This is a genomic window from Halioglobus japonicus (genome assembly GCF_001983995.1).
GTDB lineage: Bacteria > Pseudomonadota > Gammaproteobacteria > Pseudomonadales > Halieaceae > Halioglobus > Halioglobus japonicus.
In genome coordinates this window covers 3,865,718-3,883,627 of sequence record NZ_CP019450.1, presented here as the reverse complement: position 1 = coordinate 3,883,627, position 17,910 = coordinate 3,865,718, and the positions used below count along the sequence as shown (strand labels likewise).

The 17,910-nt window shown below is 54.5% G+C and carries 12 protein-coding genes, 2 tRNA genes, 3 rRNA genes and 1 pseudogene; 13 read left to right on the top strand and 5 right to left on the bottom strand.

The features are described from left to right. The first annotated feature begins 20 nt into the window (after nucleotides 1-20). Nucleotides 21-959, top strand: coding sequence for an HTH-type transcriptional activator IlvY (gene ilvY, locus BST95_RS18285; RefSeq protein ID WP_084200852.1), 939 nt, complete (start codon nucleotides 21-23; stop codon nucleotides 957-959). Further along, nucleotides 956-1,786, top strand: coding sequence for a CDP-diacylglycerol--serine O-phosphatidyltransferase (gene pssA / locus BST95_RS18280; RefSeq protein ID WP_084200851.1), 831 nt, complete (start codon nucleotides 956-958; stop codon nucleotides 1,784-1,786). The genes ilvY and pssA overlap by 4 nt, the downstream gene beginning before the upstream one ends. A 242-nt stretch (nucleotides 1,787-2,028) precedes the next feature. Here the strand turns inward: pssA and BST95_RS18275 are convergent, their stop codons facing one another. Then, nucleotides 2,029-2,235, bottom strand: a complete 207-nt coding sequence (locus BST95_RS18275) for a hypothetical protein (RefSeq protein WP_157114517.1) — start codon at nucleotides 2,233-2,235, stop codon at nucleotides 2,029-2,031. A 376-nt stretch (nucleotides 2,236-2,611) separates the two neighbouring features. Here BST95_RS18275 and msrP point away from each other — a divergent pair. Further along, nucleotides 2,612-3,339, top strand: a pseudogene (gene msrP, locus BST95_RS18270) (protein-methionine-sulfoxide reductase catalytic subunit MsrP); the annotation flags it as partial. A gap of 15 nt (nucleotides 3,340-3,354) precedes the next feature. Continuing rightward, entirely contained in the window at nucleotides 3,355-3,600 is a 246-nt protein-coding gene (locus BST95_RS21455) for a molybdopterin-binding protein (protein WP_420866365.1), read from the top strand. Here the strand turns inward: BST95_RS21455 and BST95_RS18265 are convergent. Further along, nucleotides 3,597-4,226, bottom strand: a complete 630-nt coding sequence (locus tag BST95_RS18265) for a hypothetical protein (protein ID WP_084200849.1) — start codon at nucleotides 4,224-4,226, stop codon at nucleotides 3,597-3,599. The two genes, BST95_RS21455 and BST95_RS18265, sit on opposite strands and share 4 nt — an antisense overlap. 89 nt (nucleotides 4,227-4,315) lie before the next feature. After that, the gene (locus BST95_RS18260; RefSeq protein ID WP_084200848.1) at nucleotides 4,316-4,693 is read right to left on the bottom strand and encodes a hypothetical protein; all 378 of its coding nucleotides are present in this window, start codon (nucleotides 4,691-4,693) and stop codon (nucleotides 4,316-4,318) included. Between the two features lie 75 nt (nucleotides 4,694-4,768). On the opposite strand from BST95_RS18260, the gene BST95_RS18255 reads away from it, so the two are divergent. From BST95_RS18255 to BST95_RS18220, 8 genes are all read left to right on the top strand, one after another. Further along, nucleotides 4,769-5,593 carry a protein-methionine-sulfoxide reductase heme-binding subunit MsrQ gene (locus tag BST95_RS18255; RefSeq protein WP_240500231.1) on the top strand — a complete coding sequence of 275 codons (825 nt, stop codon included), beginning with the start codon at nucleotides 4,769-4,771 and terminating at the stop codon, nucleotides 5,591-5,593. A 440-nt stretch (nucleotides 5,594-6,033) separates the two neighbouring features. After that, nucleotides 6,034-7,567: ribosomal RNA gene (locus BST95_RS18250) — 16S ribosomal RNA — on the top strand. A gap of 71 nt (nucleotides 7,568-7,638) precedes the next feature. Beyond that, nucleotides 7,639-7,714, top strand: a tRNA-Ala gene (locus BST95_RS18245). A 15-nt stretch (nucleotides 7,715-7,729) separates the two neighbouring features. After that, a tRNA-Ile gene (locus BST95_RS18240) sits at nucleotides 7,730-7,806 on the top strand. Nucleotides 7,807-8,166: 360 nt separating this feature from the next. Continuing rightward, nucleotides 8,167-11,068: ribosomal RNA gene (locus BST95_RS18235) — 23S ribosomal RNA — on the top strand. Between the two features lie 170 nt (nucleotides 11,069-11,238). After that, nucleotides 11,239-11,354: ribosomal RNA gene (gene rrf, locus BST95_RS18230) — 5S ribosomal RNA — on the top strand. The 16S, 23S and 5S rRNA genes sit together here with 2 tRNA genes alongside, the layout of an rRNA operon. A gap of 310 nt (nucleotides 11,355-11,664) precedes the next feature. Then, nucleotides 11,665-12,603 (top strand): Yip1 family protein, encoded by a 939-nt coding sequence (locus tag BST95_RS18225; RefSeq protein ID WP_084200847.1) that lies wholly within the window; start codon nucleotides 11,665-11,667, stop codon nucleotides 12,601-12,603. 322 nt (nucleotides 12,604-12,925) lie between these two features. Next, a complete protein-coding gene (locus BST95_RS18220; RefSeq protein WP_084200846.1) occupies nucleotides 12,926-13,825 on the top strand; it encodes a hypothetical protein in 900 nt (299 codons plus the stop codon). A gap of 172 nt (nucleotides 13,826-13,997) precedes the next feature. Here BST95_RS18220 and BST95_RS18215 read toward each other — a convergent pair whose 3' ends face one another. Beyond that, on the bottom strand, nucleotides 13,998-14,294 hold the full coding sequence (locus BST95_RS18215; protein WP_084200845.1) for a hypothetical protein: 297 nt from the start codon (nucleotides 14,292-14,294) through the stop codon (nucleotides 13,998-14,000). A 246-nt stretch (nucleotides 14,295-14,540) separates the two neighbouring features. Between BST95_RS18215 and BST95_RS18210 the strand changes: the two genes are divergently transcribed. Next, nucleotides 14,541-14,744, top strand: coding sequence for a hypothetical protein (locus BST95_RS18210; protein ID WP_084200844.1), 204 nt, complete (start codon nucleotides 14,541-14,543; stop codon nucleotides 14,742-14,744). Here BST95_RS18210 and BST95_RS18205 read toward each other — a convergent pair. Further along, nucleotides 14,741-17,884, bottom strand: coding sequence for an HD domain-containing phosphohydrolase (locus tag BST95_RS18205; protein WP_205737302.1), 3,144 nt, complete (start codon nucleotides 17,882-17,884; stop codon nucleotides 14,741-14,743). The genes BST95_RS18210 and BST95_RS18205 overlap by 4 nt on opposite strands. Between the last annotated feature and the right edge of the window lie 26 nt (nucleotides 17,885-17,910).

The window sequence follows — 17,910 nt, the reverse complement described above, 5'->3', positions numbered from 1 at the left end:
ATAAACGCAAAAGGTGGTGTGTGGATACGAGAGCCCTGACGGTCTTTCTCTCAGTAGCGGAGACCCTCAATTTTAGTCGCAGTGCAGAAAAGCTCCACATGAGCGTATCGGCCGTGAGCCGCGCGATTGCCCGCCTCGAAGAAGAGGTGGGCCAGCCGCTGTTGGAGCGCGATCGGCGCAGCGTGCGGTTGTCTCCTGCGGGCCGCGAGTTTCACGATTTTGCCCGCCGTTCGTTGGCGCAGTGGCAGGCGCTGCAGCGCAAGCTGGGGAGTGAGGGCGAACTCGCCGGTGAGGTGAGCTTGTACTGTTCGGTCACTGCCTCACACACCTTGCTGGCGCCCATTCTTGCAGCGTTTCGTCACGAGTATGCAGCGGTTGATATTATGATGCATACCGGTGACCAGGCCGATGGTGTTAACCGGGTTCTGTCCGGGCAGGACGATGTGGCGGTAACCATCAAGCCGTTACACTCGCCATCTCGATTGGAATTCCTGCCGTTGGTGGAGTCGCCGCTGCAATTCTTTATGCCGGCGGCCAATTGCCAGGTGCGTGACCGCGTGCTGGAAGCCCGCGACGGTCCCCTGGATTGGGGGGTGCTACCTCTTATTGTCCCCGAACGTGGAACCACCAAGGAATTGTTTGACGACTGGATTCGCGACCAGCGCATCAGGCCTCGAATTTACGCCCAGGTCGCGGGGCACGAGGCGATTGTAGCCATGGTGAGCCTGGGTCTGGGGGTGGGCATCGCCCCGCAGCTGGTGATCGAATCCAGTGGATTGCGTGACCAGGTGGAGGTTTTCGAGGTGGACGCTGCCTTGCCATCGCTGTCGATTGGTCTGGCGAGCCTGCGCCAGCGGCTGGCCAGCCCATTGCTGGGAGCCCTGTGGCGAGTGGCCGGGCAGACCTATCCGGGTTCGAATGATACAATCGCCGCGCTTACGCAGGGATATGACCAATGAGCGATAATCCAGATCAGCCAGAAGTTCCTCAGGCGCAGGACAGCCCCTCATCTGTGAGCGCGGCCCTCGACATTCTGATCGATGAACACGAAGAAGAAGTGTCAGAAAACGGTCAGGCCGTGCGTCGCCAGGGGATCTACCTGCTGCCCAACCTGTTTACCACCGGGGCTCTCTTTGCGGGTTTCTATGCCGTGATCGCCGCTATGCGCGGCGATTTCGAGAGTGCGCCCATTGCCATCCTCGCGGCACTGGTACTCGATGGCCTGGACGGCCGGATTGCGCGTTTGACCAATACCCAGAGCAAGTTTGGTGCCGAGTATGACAGCCTCGCGGACATGGTGTCCTTTGGTGTGGCGCCGGCACTGGTGATGTTCAGTTTTGCGCTTGGTGACTTGGGCAAATTTGGCTGGAGTGCCGCGTTTATATACGTTGCCTGCGCGGCATTGCGCCTCGCGCGGTTCAATACCCAGGTAGACACTGCAGACAAGAATTTCTTCACTGGCCTGGCCAGTCCCTCCGCGGCGTGCATCGTTGTCAGTGCCGTCTGGGTGTGCAATGACCTGGGGCTGACCGGAATGGCGCTCTCGCTGGAACTCAAAGTCGTACTGGCGGTACTCACCGCCGTCATCGGGTTACTGATGATGGCCAACTTCCCTTACTACAGCTTCAAAGACATTGATCTGCACGGTCGGGTGCCCTTTGTAGTGATGATCGCTGTGGTGTTGGTGTTCGGTCTGGTCACGCTGGACCCGCCGCTGATTTTGCTGCTGGGCTTCCTGGGTTATGCCCTGTCAGGTCCGGTCATGTTGTTGCTCAAGAAAAAATGAATCGCCGGGGGTGCCCGGCGATGTGCTACACAGATAGGTCGTTACACCTCACAGACGTCTTCCTCGATATAGTCTGGAATACAGGTCTGAGCCGTCTATAGAGCGGTGCCGGCGGGACAGGTGCCCTCTACGATCGAATCGCAGAACCTTGGGACCACCTCGTCCTTCTCTGTCACCTCATAAGTCTCGTCACAGGTGTTCTTGATCGGCGGCATGGTCGGATCGTAGGGGTTGTATTGAATTTATGTGACCGAACCACAATTTGGGTCCTCCGTCAGATACTTTTCAATTAACGCCTCTGCGTGACGGGCGCCAAATCCACCGATTGCAACCCCAGTGCACAGTACTGCTACCCCAAGCAGCTTGTCGGCGATGTTGGACTTGCGTAGCACCCGCACGGCAATCGTGACGAGGGTGATACCCAGCACTACCATTAACAGATCTGACATTACCGGTACGGGGGCGGCGGGGCGACAGCATCGGCGACGGGCGCTGCAGCTTCGGGCGGTGGAGCCGGTGGGTCTGCCTGTGGCGTCAGAGTGATCACAGGATTGGACACGCCCGCGAAGGAGCTGCTGGACGCTAGTAAGAGCAGGCCTGTTGTCACCGATTGGAGATGTAGGCAGGTGAGTTTCATGAGTGATTCCTTTCGCATTATTAGTTATATATTGATCAGGCCAGCGCTGAGCGGTCAGTCTTGCAATATCTGGCTGGTCAAAATGTAGGCAATATTGCCGCTCGCTGGTAGGCGCTTCTCGCCATCCAACGAGGTTGTGGAACCTTTAATGTTGGGCGGGTTCATAGTTTTATCGATAGTAGGGAGCAATGCTTGTGAGAGAGCGATTCAAGGTGCCGCACATTCCGTCTTCGGAAATTACTCCGGAGTCCATTTACATGCGCCGTCGGCAGCTGATGAAGGCTGCCGGTTTGCTCGGGGGTGTGGCAGCGGGTGTCGCTTTTGACGCCGGAGCTGCTGTAGCAACCGGTGGCAAACCGCTGCAGTTTGCCCCCGCAACAGCGGGCTCCGACGGCTTTCACACAGGCGAAGATCAGACTCCCTTCACTGATGCCAGCCAGTACTGCAACTTCTATGAGTTCGGTACCGGCAAGAGCGATCCGGCGGACTATGCCCATGAGATGAGCACGGACCCCTGGTCATTGGAGGTGACAGGTGAAGTAGCAAAACCTGGCAAGTTGAGCCTGGAGGATATTCTGGGGCGTTACCCTCTGGAGGAGCGGATTTATCGGCTCCGTTGTGTCGAGGCCTGGTCCATGGTGATTCCCTGGGTAGGTTTCCCCCTGGCTTCACTGCTCAGAGAATTTGAGCCCACCAGCAAGGCCAAGTACGTGGCCTTTGAAACCCTGTATCGCCCCAAGGAAATGCGTGGCACCCGTTCTTTCGGCAGTACCATTGACTGGCCGTATCGTGAGGGGTTGCGCCTGGACGAGGCAATGAACCCGCTGACCCTCATGGCGGTTGGCATGTATGGCAAGACCTTACCCAACCAGAACGGCGCCCCATTCGCCTGGTGGTGCCCTGGAAGTACGGTTTTAAGAGTATCAAGTCGGTGGTGCGGATTCATCTGACAGACAAGCAGCCCGCGACGTCCTGGCAGGACCAGAATGCGCGTGAGTACGGTTTCTATTCGAACGTAAACCCGGAAGTAGATCACCCCAGGTGGAGTCAGAAGTACGAGCGGAGGCTGCCCTCGAGCTTATTTAGCCCCAACCGCATCCCCACAACCATGTTTAACGGTTATGGGGAGCAGGTGGCCCATCTCTATACAGGGATGGATCTCAAGAAATACTACTAAATACAGACACCTGAGTCCTCTGGGGTGAAGATATCGGTCTCACAAATCTCGCCCGGGGCGAGTGTGAGGCCTGCTTCACATGTCCCCTCATTCTCCGGCCGGACCTGCAGCTCTGTGCACTCCTCGAAGTTCACGGTTTCGCTTTCTATGTTCAGGACCTCCTGATCGCTTTCGCAATTGTTGGTAACTGAATTGGCAGTCGTCGCATCGGAGACAGTGATATCAACGCCTTCACAAGTCGGTGCGATCGGGTTGTCCATGATCCCGTTAGCTATGGAGCGATCGGCGCCCACGCCGACCAGGGTCAGGCTGCCACCGAGGGCAGCGATGCTCAGTAACTTCTGAGCGTCTTTGCTGTAGCGCAGAGAACGGAAGGCGACGGCCATGAGCATCAACCCCACTACGATCAATAGCAGGTCGTCCATCACCGGAACAGGCAGTGCTGGTTCTATGGCACCTGCATTTGGTGCAGCTACCGGCGGCGCCGTGGGTGGTGGTTCCGGGGTTGGCGCCGGGGCAACGGTGACGGTGCTAACCGCGGTGCCCACAGGAGCGCTCGCGTGAGCGAGTGTACTGACTAGTCGCGTGGCCAGGGCCGGGATCGCCGTCAGAAGAACGCGTTTCATGATTATTCTCCTTTACTGAGGGCAGCTATTGTTGTCGGAATAACTGTAGGCGTCGTGCGTACACATTTCGTCAGGCGCCCGTTGGGTGCCTACCATACATGTGCCCTCGTCAGTGACTTCGAGATCGACGCAGGGACTGGTGAAATCCTCAATCTCGATGGCAGTAATTTCCTGGGGGTGCTGCAATCGTTTGTGATCTGGTAGAAATTGCTGATCAGATCGGGGGCGTTGATGTCTGTGCCATCACAGTCGGGCGCGATAAAGACGTCTTCATAGTCGATGAGCGCAATCGTTCGCTCAGCCCCAAGGCCGCCGACCAGCAGGCCGGTGCCGAGCACGGCAATACTCAGCAGCTTTTGTGCACCCTTGCTCTTTTGCACGAACCGCATTGCGATAACGACCAGTACGAGCCCGAGGACTATGAACAACACGCTGTCCATGACGGGAATGGGGGCTGCTGGCTCCATAGCGCCTGCGACGGGTGCGGCCGCTTCGGGTGGGGTTCCGCGGGCGGCGGTGGTGGGGGTGCCGGCGCCATCGTAATGATAGCGTTGGCGGAATTTCCTGCGTGGCTGAGCATGGCGGTGCATTGCAGAGCGATAGCGTTGCTCAACGCTAAGATGTGCTTGACACTCATGGTGGACTTCGTTGTTTATTGGTTATTTCTTACGCGCCATAGCGCACCAAACGGCGTGGATTGGCCAGTGGGGGAACCTATAGCGGGGCCCGTGTTCTTACAGTTATGGCAACTTTATTTGATGGAGCTGGCGGTGGGCGCTAATAGACTGCCCTTGTGGGTCAAACCAATGGTGTTTGTTGTGTGTTTGGCGCCCTTCGCATGGCTGGCATATCAAGCCTTCGCCGGCGGGTTGGGGCCTGACCCTGCTGAGGCCATTCTTGCCTCCACGGGCGTGTGGGCTTTGCGCCTATTGGCACTGACGCTATTCGTGACGGTGCTGCGGCAATGGTTGGGTAAACCCTGGCCGATCCGGTTGCGCAGGATGTTGGGGTTGTACACATTTTTTTATGCCTCTCTCCACTTCCTGACCTTCGCCAACTTTTACCTGGGGTGGACGCCAGCCATTCTTGCAGAGGAGCTGCTGGAGCGACCGTATATTACGGTTGGGTTTCTTGCCTGGCTGTTGATGCTGCCGCTTGCGGTGACGTCTACCCAGGGGTGGCAGCGGCGTCTGGGGCGCTCCTGGCGCAAGTTGCATAAGTTGGTATACCCGGCGGCGGTGCTCGGATGTATTCATCTGTTCTGGCAGGTCCGTTCTGATGTCACCGAGGCATTGGTTTACTGCCTGGTTTTTGCCCTGTTATTGGGTTGGCGGGCGCGAGTTTGGCTGCCTGCTAAAAAAGTTTGAAAAAGCGCTTGCCCCGGCAAAGTGCCTCTGTATAATGCGCCGCTCTCGAGGGATGACGCCCGGCGAATCAGCCCCTCCTGAAGGCCAAATTTCAGCCAATTTTTGAAGCCTCGAAAATTTGCAGAAATTAATTTGAAAAAGGCCTTGCAGGGGGCAAAACGATCCGTATAATGCGCACTCCTCGGTTGGGGGTGACCCCTCGACGAGATCTCAAATCCTGGCGATTTGAGAGTTGCTTAACAAGAAGACGAAGACAGATGTGTGGGCACTTGTTGGGATAGTTGTACACGACTATTCAGACACAACAAGTGACCATTGATTCATAAGTTTTATGGAACATTGATTTCGAATTGTGTCTGAGCCGAGATTTGATTGTTATCGCGAGGTAATCGCGCAAACAATCCCTCTTACAGCCGGTAAGGTGTAGAGGTAAAAGATTTAAACTGAAGAGTTTGATCATGGCTCAGATTGAACGCTGGCGGCAGGCCTAACACATGCAAGTCGAGCGAGAAAGCACTTCGGTGTGAGTACAGCGGCGGACGGGTGAGTAACGCGTAGGAATCTACCCAGTAGTGGGGGACAACAGTCGGAAACGGCTGCTAATACCGCATACGCCCTACGGGGGAAAGCGGGGGACCTTCGGGCCTCGTGCTATTGGATGAGCCTGCGTAAGATTAGCTAGTTGGTGAGGTAAAGGCTCACCAAGGCGACGATCTTTAGCTGGTCTGAGAGGATGATCAGCCACACTGGAACTGAGACACGGTCCAGACTCCTACGGGAGGCAGCAGTGGGGAATATTGCACAATGGGGGAAACCCTGATGCAGCCATGCCGCGTGTGTGAAGAAGGCCTTAGGGTTGTAAAGCACTTTCAATTGGGAGGAAAAGCTTGTCGTTAATAGCGGCAAGCCCTGACGTTACCTTTAGAAGAAGCACCGGCTAACTCCGTGCCAGCAGCCGCGGTAATACGGAGGGTGCGAGCGTTAATCGGAATTACTGGGCGTAAAGCGCGCGTAGGCGGTTGCCTCAGTCGGATGTGAAAGCCCCGGGCTTAACCTGGGAACTGCATCCGATACTGGGCGACTAGAGTACGAGAGAGGGGGGTAGAATTCCACGTGTAGCGGTGAAATGCGTAGATATGTGGAGGAATACCAGTGGCGAAGGCGGCCCCCTGGCTTGATACTGACGCTGAGGTGCGAAAGCGTGGGGAGCAAACAGGATTAGATACCCTGGTAGTCCACGCCGTAAACGATGTCTACTAGCCGTTGGGAAACTTGATTTCTTAGTGGCGCAGCTAACGCACTAAGTAGACCGCCTGGCGAGTACGGCCGCAAGGTTAAAACTCAAATGAATTGACGGGGGCCCGCACAAGCGGTGGAGCATGTGGTTTAATTCGATGCAACGCGAAGAACCTTACCAGGACTTGACATCCAGAGAACTTTCTAGAGATAGATTGGTGCCTTCGGGAACTCTGAGACAGGTGCTGCATGGCTGTCGTCAGCTCGTGTCGTGAGATGTTGGGTTAAGTCCCGTAACGAGCGCAACCCTTGTCCTTAGTTGCCAGCACATAATGGTGGGAACTCTAGGGAGACTGCCGGTGACAAACCGGAGGAAGGTGGGGACGACGTCAAGTCATCATGGCCCTTACGTCCTGGGCTACACACGTGCTACAATGGAACGCACAGAGGGCTGCAACCTCGCGAGAGTGAGCGAATCCCACAAAACGTTTCGTAGTCCGGATTGGAGTCTGCAACTCGACTCCATGAAGTCGGAATCGCTAGTAATCGTGAATCAGAATGTCACGGTGAATACGTTCCCGGGCCTTGTACACACCGCCCGTCACACCATGGGAGTGGGTTGCTCCAGAAGTGGTTAGCCTAACCTTCGGGAGGGCGATCACCACGGAGTGATTCATGACTGGGGTGAAGTCGTAACAAGGTAGCCCTAGGGGAACCTGGGGCTGGATCACCTCCTTAAACGATAGTGGCACTATTTCTTCAAGTGCTCACACATTTGTCTTTGTCTTATTCGGTTGATGCGTAGTTATGGGGCTATAGCTCAGCTGGGAGAGCGCTTGATTTGCATTCAAGAGGTCTGCGGTTCGATCCCGCATAGCTCCACCAGTATTGGGAAACCATAGGCCTGTAGCTCAGTTGGTTAGAGCGCACCCCTGATAAGGGTGAGGTCGGCAGTTCAAATCTGCCCAGGCCTACCAATTCTGTCTTTCGCATCAATTGAAGTTAGAACAGAGCGCATGGTTGTGCGCTGTGTTCTGGTTTCAACAACCGGAAAGTTCTTTAACAAGGTAAATCAAGCTGAGTCTTTGGACTGACATATAGCACCAGATTGTATCGGTGGGATATGCGGTTCATAGATAAAATTGTTCTGATGGCGGGTTTCAATTCCCCGCCATCAACGAGTTGTAATACAACACTGTGACTTAAGCGTCACAACATCCGGCGGACATACATTTTGATCGATGTATGTCTACTAAGTATCCAACCTATGCTTAAGGGGGTTGGGTACAGTCTTCTTGATAAGGCCTTCGGGTCTAAACAGATAACTTCGGTTATATGGTCAAGTGACTAAGCGTATACGGTGGATGCCTTGGCAGTTGGAGGCGATGAAGGACGTAGGAGCCTGCGAAAAGCATCGGGGAGGTGGCAACCAACCTTTGATCCGGTGATGTCCGAATGGGGAAACCCACCTGGTATAAGCCAGGTATCTTGCACTGAATACATAGGTGTAAGAGGCGAACGAGGGGAACTGAAACATCTAAGTACCCTTAGGAACAGAAATCAATTGAGATTCCCCCAGTAGCGGCGAGCGACCGGGGATCAGCCTGCAAGTGATAGCTTGAATGTTAGTGGAACGCTCTGGAAAGTGCGGCGATAGAGGGTGATAGCCCCGTACACGAAAACATTCTTGTGGTACTAAGCTTGCGATAAGTAGGTCGGGACACGTGATATCTTGACTGAAGATGGGGGGACCATCCTCCAAGGCTAAATACTACCAACTGACCGATAGTGAACCAGTACCGTGAGGGAAAGGCGAAAAGAACCCCGGAGAGGGGAGTGAAATAGAACCTGAAACCGTGTACGTACAAGCAGTGGGAGCCCTTCGGGGTGACTGCGTACCTTTTGTATAATGGGTCAGCGACTTATTGTCTGTAGCAAGCTTAACCGTTTAGGGGAGGCGTAGGGAAACCGAGTCTTAATAGGGCGTTTAGTTGCAGGCAATAGACCCGAAACCGGGCGATCTATCCATGGGCAGGTTGAAGGTTAGGTAACACTGACTGGAGGACCGAACCCACTAACGTTGAAAAGTTAGGGGATGACTTGTGGATCGGAGTGAAAGGCTAATCAAGCCCGGAGATAGCTGGTTCTCCTCGAAATCTATTTAGGTAGAGCGTCGTGTCTTACCCTGGGGGGTAGAGCACTGTTTGGGCTAGGGGGTCATCCCGACTTACCAACCCCATGCAAACTCCGAATACCCAGGAGTACAATCACGGCAGACAGACGGCGGGTGCTAACGTCCGTCGTCGAGAGGGCAACAACCCAGACCGCCAGCTAAGGTCCCAAATACCAATTAAGTGGGAAACGATGTGGGAAGGCTTAGACAGCTAGGAGGTTGGCTTAGAAGCAGCCATCCTTTAAAGAAAGCGTAATAGCTCACTAGTCGAGTCGGCCTGCGCGGAAGATGTAACGGGGCTAAATTGGTAACCGAAGCTGCGGATGCATGCTTGCATGCATGGTAGAGGAGCGTTCTGTAAGCCGTTGAAGGTGAACCGGGAGGTTTGCTGGAGGTATCAGAAGTGCGAATGCTGACATGAGTAACGATAAGGGGGGTGAAAAACCTCCCCGCCGGAAGATCAAGGTTTCCTGCGCAACGCTAATCGGCGCAGGGTGAGTCGGCCCCTAAGGCGAGGCAGAAATGCGTAGTCGATGGGAAGCAGGTTAATATTCCTGCACTTCTTATTATTGCGATGGAGGGACGGAGAAGGCTAGGCCATCAGGGCGTTGGTTGTCCCTGTTTAAGGTTGTAGGCTGGTGACTTAGGTAAATCCGGGTTGCTAAGGCCGAGAGCTGATGACGAGCTCAAGGAGAAATCCGCGAGTGAAGTGGTTGATGCCATGCTTCCAAGAAAAGCTTCTAAGCTTCAGATAATGAGGAACCGTACTGTAAACCGACACAGGTGATCAGGTAGAGAATACCAAGGCGCTTGAGAGAACTCGGGTGAAGGAACTAGGCAAAATGGTACCGTAACTTCGGGAGAAGGTACGCCGGCTTTGGTGATGGGACTTGCTCCCTAAGCTGAGGCTGGTCGAAGTGACCAGGTGGCTGCGACTGTTTATTAAAAACATAGCACTCTGCAAACACGTAAGTGGACGTATAGGGTGTGACGCCTGCCCGGTGCCGGAAGGTTAATTGATGGGGTTATCTTCGGAGAAGCTCTTGATCGAAGCCCCGGTAAACGGCGGCCGTAACTATAACGGTCCTAAGGTAGCGAAATTCCTTGTCGGGTAAGTTCCGACCTGCACGAATGGCGTAACGATGGCCACACTGTCTCCACCCGAGACTCAGTGAAATTGAAATCGCTGTTAAGATGCAGTGTACCCGCGGCTAGACGGAAAGACCCCGTGAACCTTTACTACAGCTTCACACTGGACTTTGACCTTACTTGTGTAGGATAGCTGGGAGGCTTTGAAGCGGTGGCGCCAGCCATCGTGGAGCCAACCTTGAAATACCAGCCTGGTAATGTTGAGGTTCTAACTTAGGTCCGTAATCCGGATCGAGGACAGTGTGTGGTGGGTAGTTTGACTGGGGCGGTCTCCTCCCAAAGTGTAACGGAGGAGCACGAAGGTGCGCTAATCATGGTCGGAAATCATGAGGTTAGTGTAAAGGCACAAGCGCGCTTGACTGTGAGTCTGACAAGACGAACAGGTACGAAAGTAGGTCTTAGTGATCCGGCGGTTCTGTATGGAAGGGCCGTCGCTCAACGGATAAAAGGTACTCCGGGGATAACAGGCTGATACCGCCCAAGAGTTCACATCGACGGCGGTGTTTGGCACCTCGATGTCGGCTCATCACATCCTGGGGCTGAAGCCGGTCCCAAGGGTATGGCTGTTCGCCATTTAAAGTGGTACGCGAGCTGGGTTTAGAACGTCGTGAGACAGTTCGGTCCCTATCTGCCGTGGGCGTTGGAGAATTGAGGGAAGCTGCTCCTAGTACGAGAGGACCGGAGTGGACGAACCTCTGGTGTTCGGGTTGTGTCGCCAGACGCATTGCCCGGTAGCTATGTTCGGACAGGATAACCGCTGAAAGCATCTAAGCGGGAAGCCCCTCCCAAGATAAGTTCTCCCTGGGAATTTAATTCCCCTGAAGGGCCCTTGAAGACTACAAGGTTGATAGGCTGGGTGTGGAAGCGTTGTGAGGCGTTGAGCTAACCAGTACTAATTGCCCGTGAGGCTTGACCATATAATCCAAGTTATTTGCTCACCACCAGGTGAGACAAAAGAAGACAGTTGGATGTTGTGACAAGTCCAGTGTTGAGAAACACGAAGAACAGACAGTTTGATTTACCACCCTATTTGTTGAGACGAGGCAGCGCAAAGTGCGCGTGAGACCAACGACAGCAAGCCAGTTTGCCTGGCGACAATAGAGCAATGGAACCACCTGACCCCATCCCGAACTCAGAAGTGAAACGTTGCATCGCCGATGGTAGTGTGGGGCTTCCCCATGTGAGAGTAGGTCATCGCCAGGCTTCTAACTCAAAATCCCGTTACTCGACTGAGTAGCGGGATTTTTTTATGCGAGCAGATAATAGAAGAATAGATTGCCCAGGCGATAACCTGTTCTCACGGGTGAGGTTAGGGATGAGTTAGCCCGGGAAAGGGGACAGACTACGGTTAATCTCTGGGCCACTAGTCGAAACAGCCCCCGATCGTGTACTGTTTGTTCATCTCGTATGAATGTTGCTGAAGAGGGGGAAAAGCTTTAGCAAGTGATGGCGAAATCTGGGGCAGGCCCGATTAGGCGTAGCCCAAAATAATAAGAGTAATCTAGGAATACACATGGACTTTGATACAAATAAAATTATCGATCTGACAAGACATGGTCTAGCCAATCCGATTGTCGGTTGGCACAAATATTTTAAGGGAGGCTCTAGCTGGCTTGTCACTGCCCAGGAATTCACTGCCCCTGTAATCATCGTTTACGCATTGTTGTCGACGGTATTTGGCAGCCTGTCCGGCGCCTATTCGGGTTTTTTCAGCACGCTGATGATGTCCCTGTGTGGCACTGCCATCAGTTTGGTGGTGGCCGCTTTCCTGTTCTCTGCCATCGGTGGTGTAATGGGTGGCAACTCCAACTTCAGCAATAGCTTCGCCGCTTTCTCCCTTGCCATGATACCGGCTTACTTGGGAAGTCTGCTCAGCCTTATTGTGCCTTTAATCGGCCTCCTGATCGCGCTAGCCGCTGCCTTAGTCACGTTGGTCTATCTCTACCGGCTTATGCCCTTGGCGCTCGGGGTACCCGACCGCAAACGCGCTGCACACTTTGCTGTTTCACTGGTCACGGTAGTGGTGTTACACGCCTTAGTTGGCGGCATTTTGGGTACATCTGCTCACGATACACATCTCGCTGGCGGGGCCGAGGTCAGAGGCACAGGCGGTAATGGTGGCTATCACGGTGGTGCCATGGGACAAATACAGCACCAGGCGACAATTATAGAAAAGGCAGAACAGTCCACTTTCGATCCGCCTGCCAATGGCAGGGTCACTAGGGAGCAGCTTGAATACCAGTTGGAGGTTCAGCGAAAGGCTGAGAAAGTTCGCAAACGCCTTGAAGAATCTGTGGTGCAGGCGGAAGAAAAGCTAGGGGCAGAACCGCAATCGACTTCCTCGGCTTTTTCCGCCATAAGCTCCGGTTTTTCCAGTGTTTTGGAAGCCGCTAATGCTGAGATGAACATCGTCGTTACCGGGGAGGTAACTGGGCTGAATACAGTTGGGTGAAGAACCAGCTATTTACCGCATCTATTCATGGCGGGGATGGTAGCCCTGCCAACGCGCACAATTTTAAACTGCTTGAGCCTTATCGAAGCGAACTGGGTCTTTGAGTTTGTCTGTCAGTAGAACTATATCGCTACTATTCACTAAAAATCCGGTTTGCTTGTAAACCCCACTGTCATCGAATGCTTGCATGTGCCAAGCTATAGGCTAGCTTGCAGTCGCAAATCTGACCTGCAAGAAACTGATGTTTTAGAGTCGCGCGTGGCTTCAAGCTCATACGTTTCAGTCCGTGCGAAAGAGTAATAATAACTACAGTGGATTAACGATGATCATTGAAATAGCCGCCCGCCGGGCTCGTTCCGTATTGAAGTTGATGAGCCTTCTATGTTTTGTGTCTCTGTTCGTGTCACCTCAGGTGTCCGCCAGCAACAACCAGCCACCGAACGTACAGTTCAAAGAGTTCTTGGCTGAAGTTCCTTTTTCGGCCACGCGCACCCAAACCGTCACTATGGAGGGCCAAGCACCCTTAGAAATGGTTTTTGCGCTGTCCTATGAGCCCCGTAAGGAGTACAGCGAAGCCATTATTTCCATGGATGGTGCTGGCGACATGAAGATGCGCATGTTGATACTGCACGATGAAGGAGTGGTGTACTCGGATGTAGCCGGTTTTGTCAGCAAGGTAGATACCGTAGTGCCTGGCTCCCTTGACGAAACGGATGGCGGTTTAAAGAGCAGTTCGCTGAAAAAAATGGGAAGCAAAACCATCGCAGGAGTTAAGACTACTCATTATGCGTTCAGCTTCGAGGCCGATATGGAGGGCAAACCTCTCATCGGCAGAGGGAACCTCTATTCTGACAAGAACAAGATCCCCTACCGGGTGGACATGGTTATGGAGCCGGCCGATGGTGCCTCTGGTGATAGGATCGAGATGGTCCAGACTTTAGATAACGTGCAGCCGGGTCCGCAGGATCTCACAAAATTTGAACCTTTCCAAGCTACGTCAATGGGTGGCTTGAAAGGTTTGATGGGCGGGTTGATGGGAGATAATGCTCCGGGCACCGCTCCTGCCAGCGGTGACATTAGTGACAATGAGGATGAACAGGGAGAAGCCGTTTCCGATGTCCTCGGGCGCATGGGTCAATCTGCCGGTGACGCCGCGGAACAAGCCGCCTCCGACGAATTAAAGGAGAAGGTGTATCAAGGTTTGCGTGGTTTGTTTGACTGACGCAGAGCAGTCTCAACAGGGTTTAAACAATAGGCATACATAGTGTCTTGGAAATTCTGTCCCCGGCAACTATCCATAAAAAACGCCGCGACTTGAGATCGCGGCGTTTCTAGTAGAGCGTTCTAGATCTAACGACGAGTAGCGCGTCCACCCAGTAGCAGTATCAGGCCCGCTATGATGGCCAGACCAAAGCCAGGCAGGGCGGGGATGGGCTTCGCGGGCTCTGCACTGGCTGCATCATCGCGAGCACCGCCTTCACCGGCAACAGCTTCTCCGCGTATTCCTTCGGTATCCACCGGGGCTCTGGCTCCGCCTCAACGTAGGTGCAGATATAGGCGTCAGCTACCGAATACTTGAAACCATTGCCGACACTCTCATCGGATCTGCCACTCTCCCAGTTCAGCGTCGCATTGGCGCTGAGATCGGTAATCGGATCGGCCTCGCTGTTGCCAAAGATCACGTAATTCATTTGATCGCTGCGGTCGGGAGCGTCACTCAAAATGTATGCCCGAGTTTTTATAAACTTTTCGTGGGGTAGCAGTGACAAATCGCAATTAAGCTATTGAAAAGCATTGGAATACCGAAACTGTTACCTTGTTCACACAAGACCTGGGGCTCAGCATAGCCAGGTAGGTGACTTGGCCTTGGCGGGAAGTTGGCCCAAATGACTTCTTTGGACTAGTCTGTGAGCAGGAAGAATAAAGGAGAAAAATGGATGCGCTCTTTAGTATTTATCGTAGTTGCGGCCGCCTTGGCCGGCTGTTCCACCCACGGTGTGGTTCACTACTCGCCATATGATCTGGATCGCGACGGCGTTATGGATGCCCGTTGTCCCGGAATGACCTATGACACGTCGGATAATACGCTGTATGGCTGGCGGTCACGGGGTTCCAAGGAATGTGAGCAGCAGAGCAGCTAGCTCAGGTATTTCGCAACATCCACCTCATCGATCTGTTCCGGGGCCAGATAGGTCTCGGCATATTCCATGTGCACGCCTTCACGGATGAATAGCTCGAAACAGTCACGATCAATGTGCTGATCTTCCACCATCTTGTGCAGAATATCGATAGCCACGGAAACAGGCTTGGCTTTCTTATAAGGTCGATCTGCAGCCGTCAGTGCCTCGAAGACATCGGCTACCGCGAGGATACGCTCGGGGATGGAAAGTTCTTCTCCAGGCAGCTTGCGCGGATAGCCAGAGCCGCGCATGGTCTCGTGGTGCGTCGATGCATAGCGGGGCACTTTGCTGAGCTCTGGCGGGAACGGCAGGCTCTCCAGCATTTTAATCGTGCTGATCATGTGTTCATTGATCTTGAACCTGTCTTCAGCCGTCAGCGTCCCCCTTGATATCGAGAGATTGTAGATTTCGCCCTGGTTGTACAGGTGCACCGGGATATCCATGTTGATGCCAAGGCTGTGGTCATAGTCGGTGGAGCGGGTGCGTTCGATAATATGCTCAGGCTTGTCACTTAACAGCGGCTCCTCAGCCGGAGTGGGTACTCCTTCACCCTGCAGTCTCAGCTCTTCCACAGGTGACAGTCCTATCCGATCATCAAAATAGCGGGTCCAATTGCGGCCGGCAATGGTCCGTAATCGCTCCTGGGACTCTTCATCGAGGAATTCACCCCCCACGTTGCATTGCGCGACAAAGGTATAGTCTTCCTGCAGCTGCCGCTGCATTGCCTGGAGCTCGGCCGCGTACGCGCTCTCCTGTTCCGGGTTGGCTGTACGCTGTTCCCAGTAGTGTATTTCAGCGTCGCGCCACAATACCTCGAACCGCATTCTCACTTCGTGAATCCGGTTATAAATGGTTTCGAGTTTGCTGCCCTTGTCCACGATATGCTCGGGTGTGGTGATCTTGCCGCAGTCGTGCAGCCAGGCGGCGATACGATACTCACGCCACTCGTCGTCCGTAGTCAGGCTGAAATGTTGGAATGGACCCGAATCGCTGTCGGAGGCATGCCTGGCGAGCATGAGTGCCAGTTCAGGGACGCGCTCGCAATGGCTGGCGGTGTAGGGCGACTTCTGGTCAATGGCTTCGGCGATCAGGCGGATAAAGGCATCCATGAGCTCGCGCTGGGCCTCTTCGTGGGCGCGGATGGAGGTCACCATGCTGACCATGGATTCACTCAGCTCATCGAGCTCCTTCACCCGCGAGGTCACGGGGGCCACGCTGTCATACTCCCGGCGGCGCACCTTGTCGTTCTCTCGAGCCAGTTGGCGAACGGGGTTGACGATAGGGTTGGCAAATAACCAGGAAAGCGGCAGGATTAGCAACAGCAACCCGCAAGTGACGAGAATCGATAGCCGGACTTTTTCCAGGTACGGTGCCATGACCGTATCCAGCGGCGTGACAATCCCCAGCATCATGCTGCTGTTGGCCGAGGATATCGGCATGCCGAACACAATATGATCCCGCTCTGACAGGGTTGTCTCATGCAATTGATCCTGCATCGCTGGCGTATTGGCTATATCAACCATCAACTGGCCCGGGAGCGTCTCTGAGGTCGTCTCATCGAGTTGGGAATCGAAGTTCAGCCAGCTGGCAGCGAGCCGCGCCTGGTGTTGTTCGTCGATAGCAAGAATGGCCCGGTCCAGAAGTTCGCGTAATCTGGGTTCGTCCGCGCTCGTCAGTATGTGGAGCTTATCCGGGATTTGACCTGCGCCCAGGTCGATATCTTTATGGTATTGCAGGCCGGGGATGAAATAGTGGCGCGTGATGTAGCGGAGAATGACCTCGCTGTCCAAGGCCGCGTACACCTCGCCGCTAGCCACCTTGTGCACGGCGTCCAGCGTACTGCCGACCTCGACAATGCTAATTTCGGGGAAGTTTTTGCGCACCACATCGATAACGGACCAGCCCTCTGGTATCGCCAGTTTTCGCTCGCCCACAAACGCCAGACGGCTCAGGTTGGGCTCACCCTCCCTGGTCAGCAAGGCGTAGGGAATTTGCACGTAAGGTTCACCGGGCAAGCCCCAGTTACTGTTGCTGTCAGTGAGAATGACGGATTGGAGCAAATCGATATCGCCGGCCTGGAAGGCTGCCACCAATTCGTTCCAGGTCATGCCGTCCACGTACTCGATGTTCAGGTTGAGCATTTCCGCCAGGAGGTTGATCGTGTCTACGGAGTAGCCCCTTGGCTCGCCTTCCTGGCTGTAGTCAAACGGTGGCCAGTTGGTTTCGTTAGAGACTTTCAGCGTGGGTAGGCGGGTGAGGAAGGAGCGATCACTCGGGGTTAGCTGCACCTCCGGTAGCGGCAGCTGGGCAGCGTCATCGGCGTGAGTAACGCTGGAGGCGATAATCGTCCCGTCTGCTTTATAGAGGTAGATTGAACTGTCGCCCGCGACATTGCGCGTGGCCAGAAACTCCGATGTGGTGGCCATGGTCATATCCATGCCCACAACCGCATCCGAGCCGACAATGCGGCGGGAGATGCTGCGCCCGGGCGCACCAAGATGCGCGAACAGATAGGGAGCAGAGGTCTCTACTTCGCCACTAGCGAAAGCCGCCTGATACCAGGGGCGCGACACAACATTGTAGTCGCTAGGTTCACTGCGGCTGGTTCGGATCTGGTGATTGGCATCGAGATAATCGTAGGTGCGCACGGCGCCTGTCGGGGTTTTGTCGACCCGTATCACCACCCAGCGGTCGGACGGCACTGCGAGTAGTTTGGCGCGCGCGGTTTCACTGACCTGCAGGTTCACCACCTGGAAGAAGTGCCCATCCCGGTGGCCCACGTAGGCACCGTAAATCATGGGATTGAGTTCCAGCACCTGGGCGAAAATCTTGAGTGTGGCTGCTTCTCGGTCGCGCTCGGCCAGGTCCTGATTTTCTGCCAGCAGGTCGATGACATTGGTATTTACCATGCCGATTCCCTGCAGTTCTGCGGCCACACTCTCGGCGGTACTTTTATAGAGGTCAGCGGCCGCATTGCGGGCCATCGCGTGGCTGAAATAATACTGCAGGCCGATAGCCAAGGCAGCTGTGAACACGGTGGCTAATACGAAAACGGTGACCACCGTCATCCGGATGGTGGTATGTACCCTTCTTATGCTCAAGTCGCGCAATCCTTTATGTTGGGGCG

Bases quoted from the DNA above. Each gene is read 5' to 3' on its own strand.
- pssA (WP_084200851.1), top strand. From the start codon at position 956: ATGAGCGATAATCCAGATCAGCCAGAAGTTCCTCAGGCGCAGGACAGC.
- BST95_RS18275 (WP_157114517.1), bottom strand. From the start codon at position 2,235: ATGTCAGATCTGTTAATGGTAGTGCTGGGTATCACCCTCGTCACGATT.
- BST95_RS18265 (WP_084200849.1), bottom strand. From the start codon at position 4,226: ATGAAACGCGTTCTTCTGACGGCGATCCCGGCCCTGGCCACGCGACTA.
- BST95_RS18260 (WP_084200848.1), bottom strand. From the start codon at position 4,693: ATGGAGCCAGCAGCCCCCATTCCCGTCATGGACAGCGTGTTGTTCATA.
- BST95_RS18255 (WP_240500231.1), top strand. From the start codon at position 4,769: ATGATAGCGTTGGCGGAATTTCCTGCGTGGCTGAGCATGGCGGTGCAT.
- BST95_RS18225 (WP_084200847.1), top strand. From the start codon at position 11,665: ATGGACTTTGATACAAATAAAATTATCGATCTGACAAGACATGGTCTA.
- BST95_RS18220 (WP_084200846.1), top strand. From the start codon at position 12,926: ATGATCATTGAAATAGCCGCCCGCCGGGCTCGTTCCGTATTGAAGTTG.
- BST95_RS18215 (WP_084200845.1), bottom strand. From the start codon at position 14,294: ATGAATTACGTGATCTTTGGCAACAGCGAGGCCGATCCGATTACCGAT.
- BST95_RS18210 (WP_084200844.1), top strand. From the start codon at position 14,541: ATGCGCTCTTTAGTATTTATCGTAGTTGCGGCCGCCTTGGCCGGCTGT.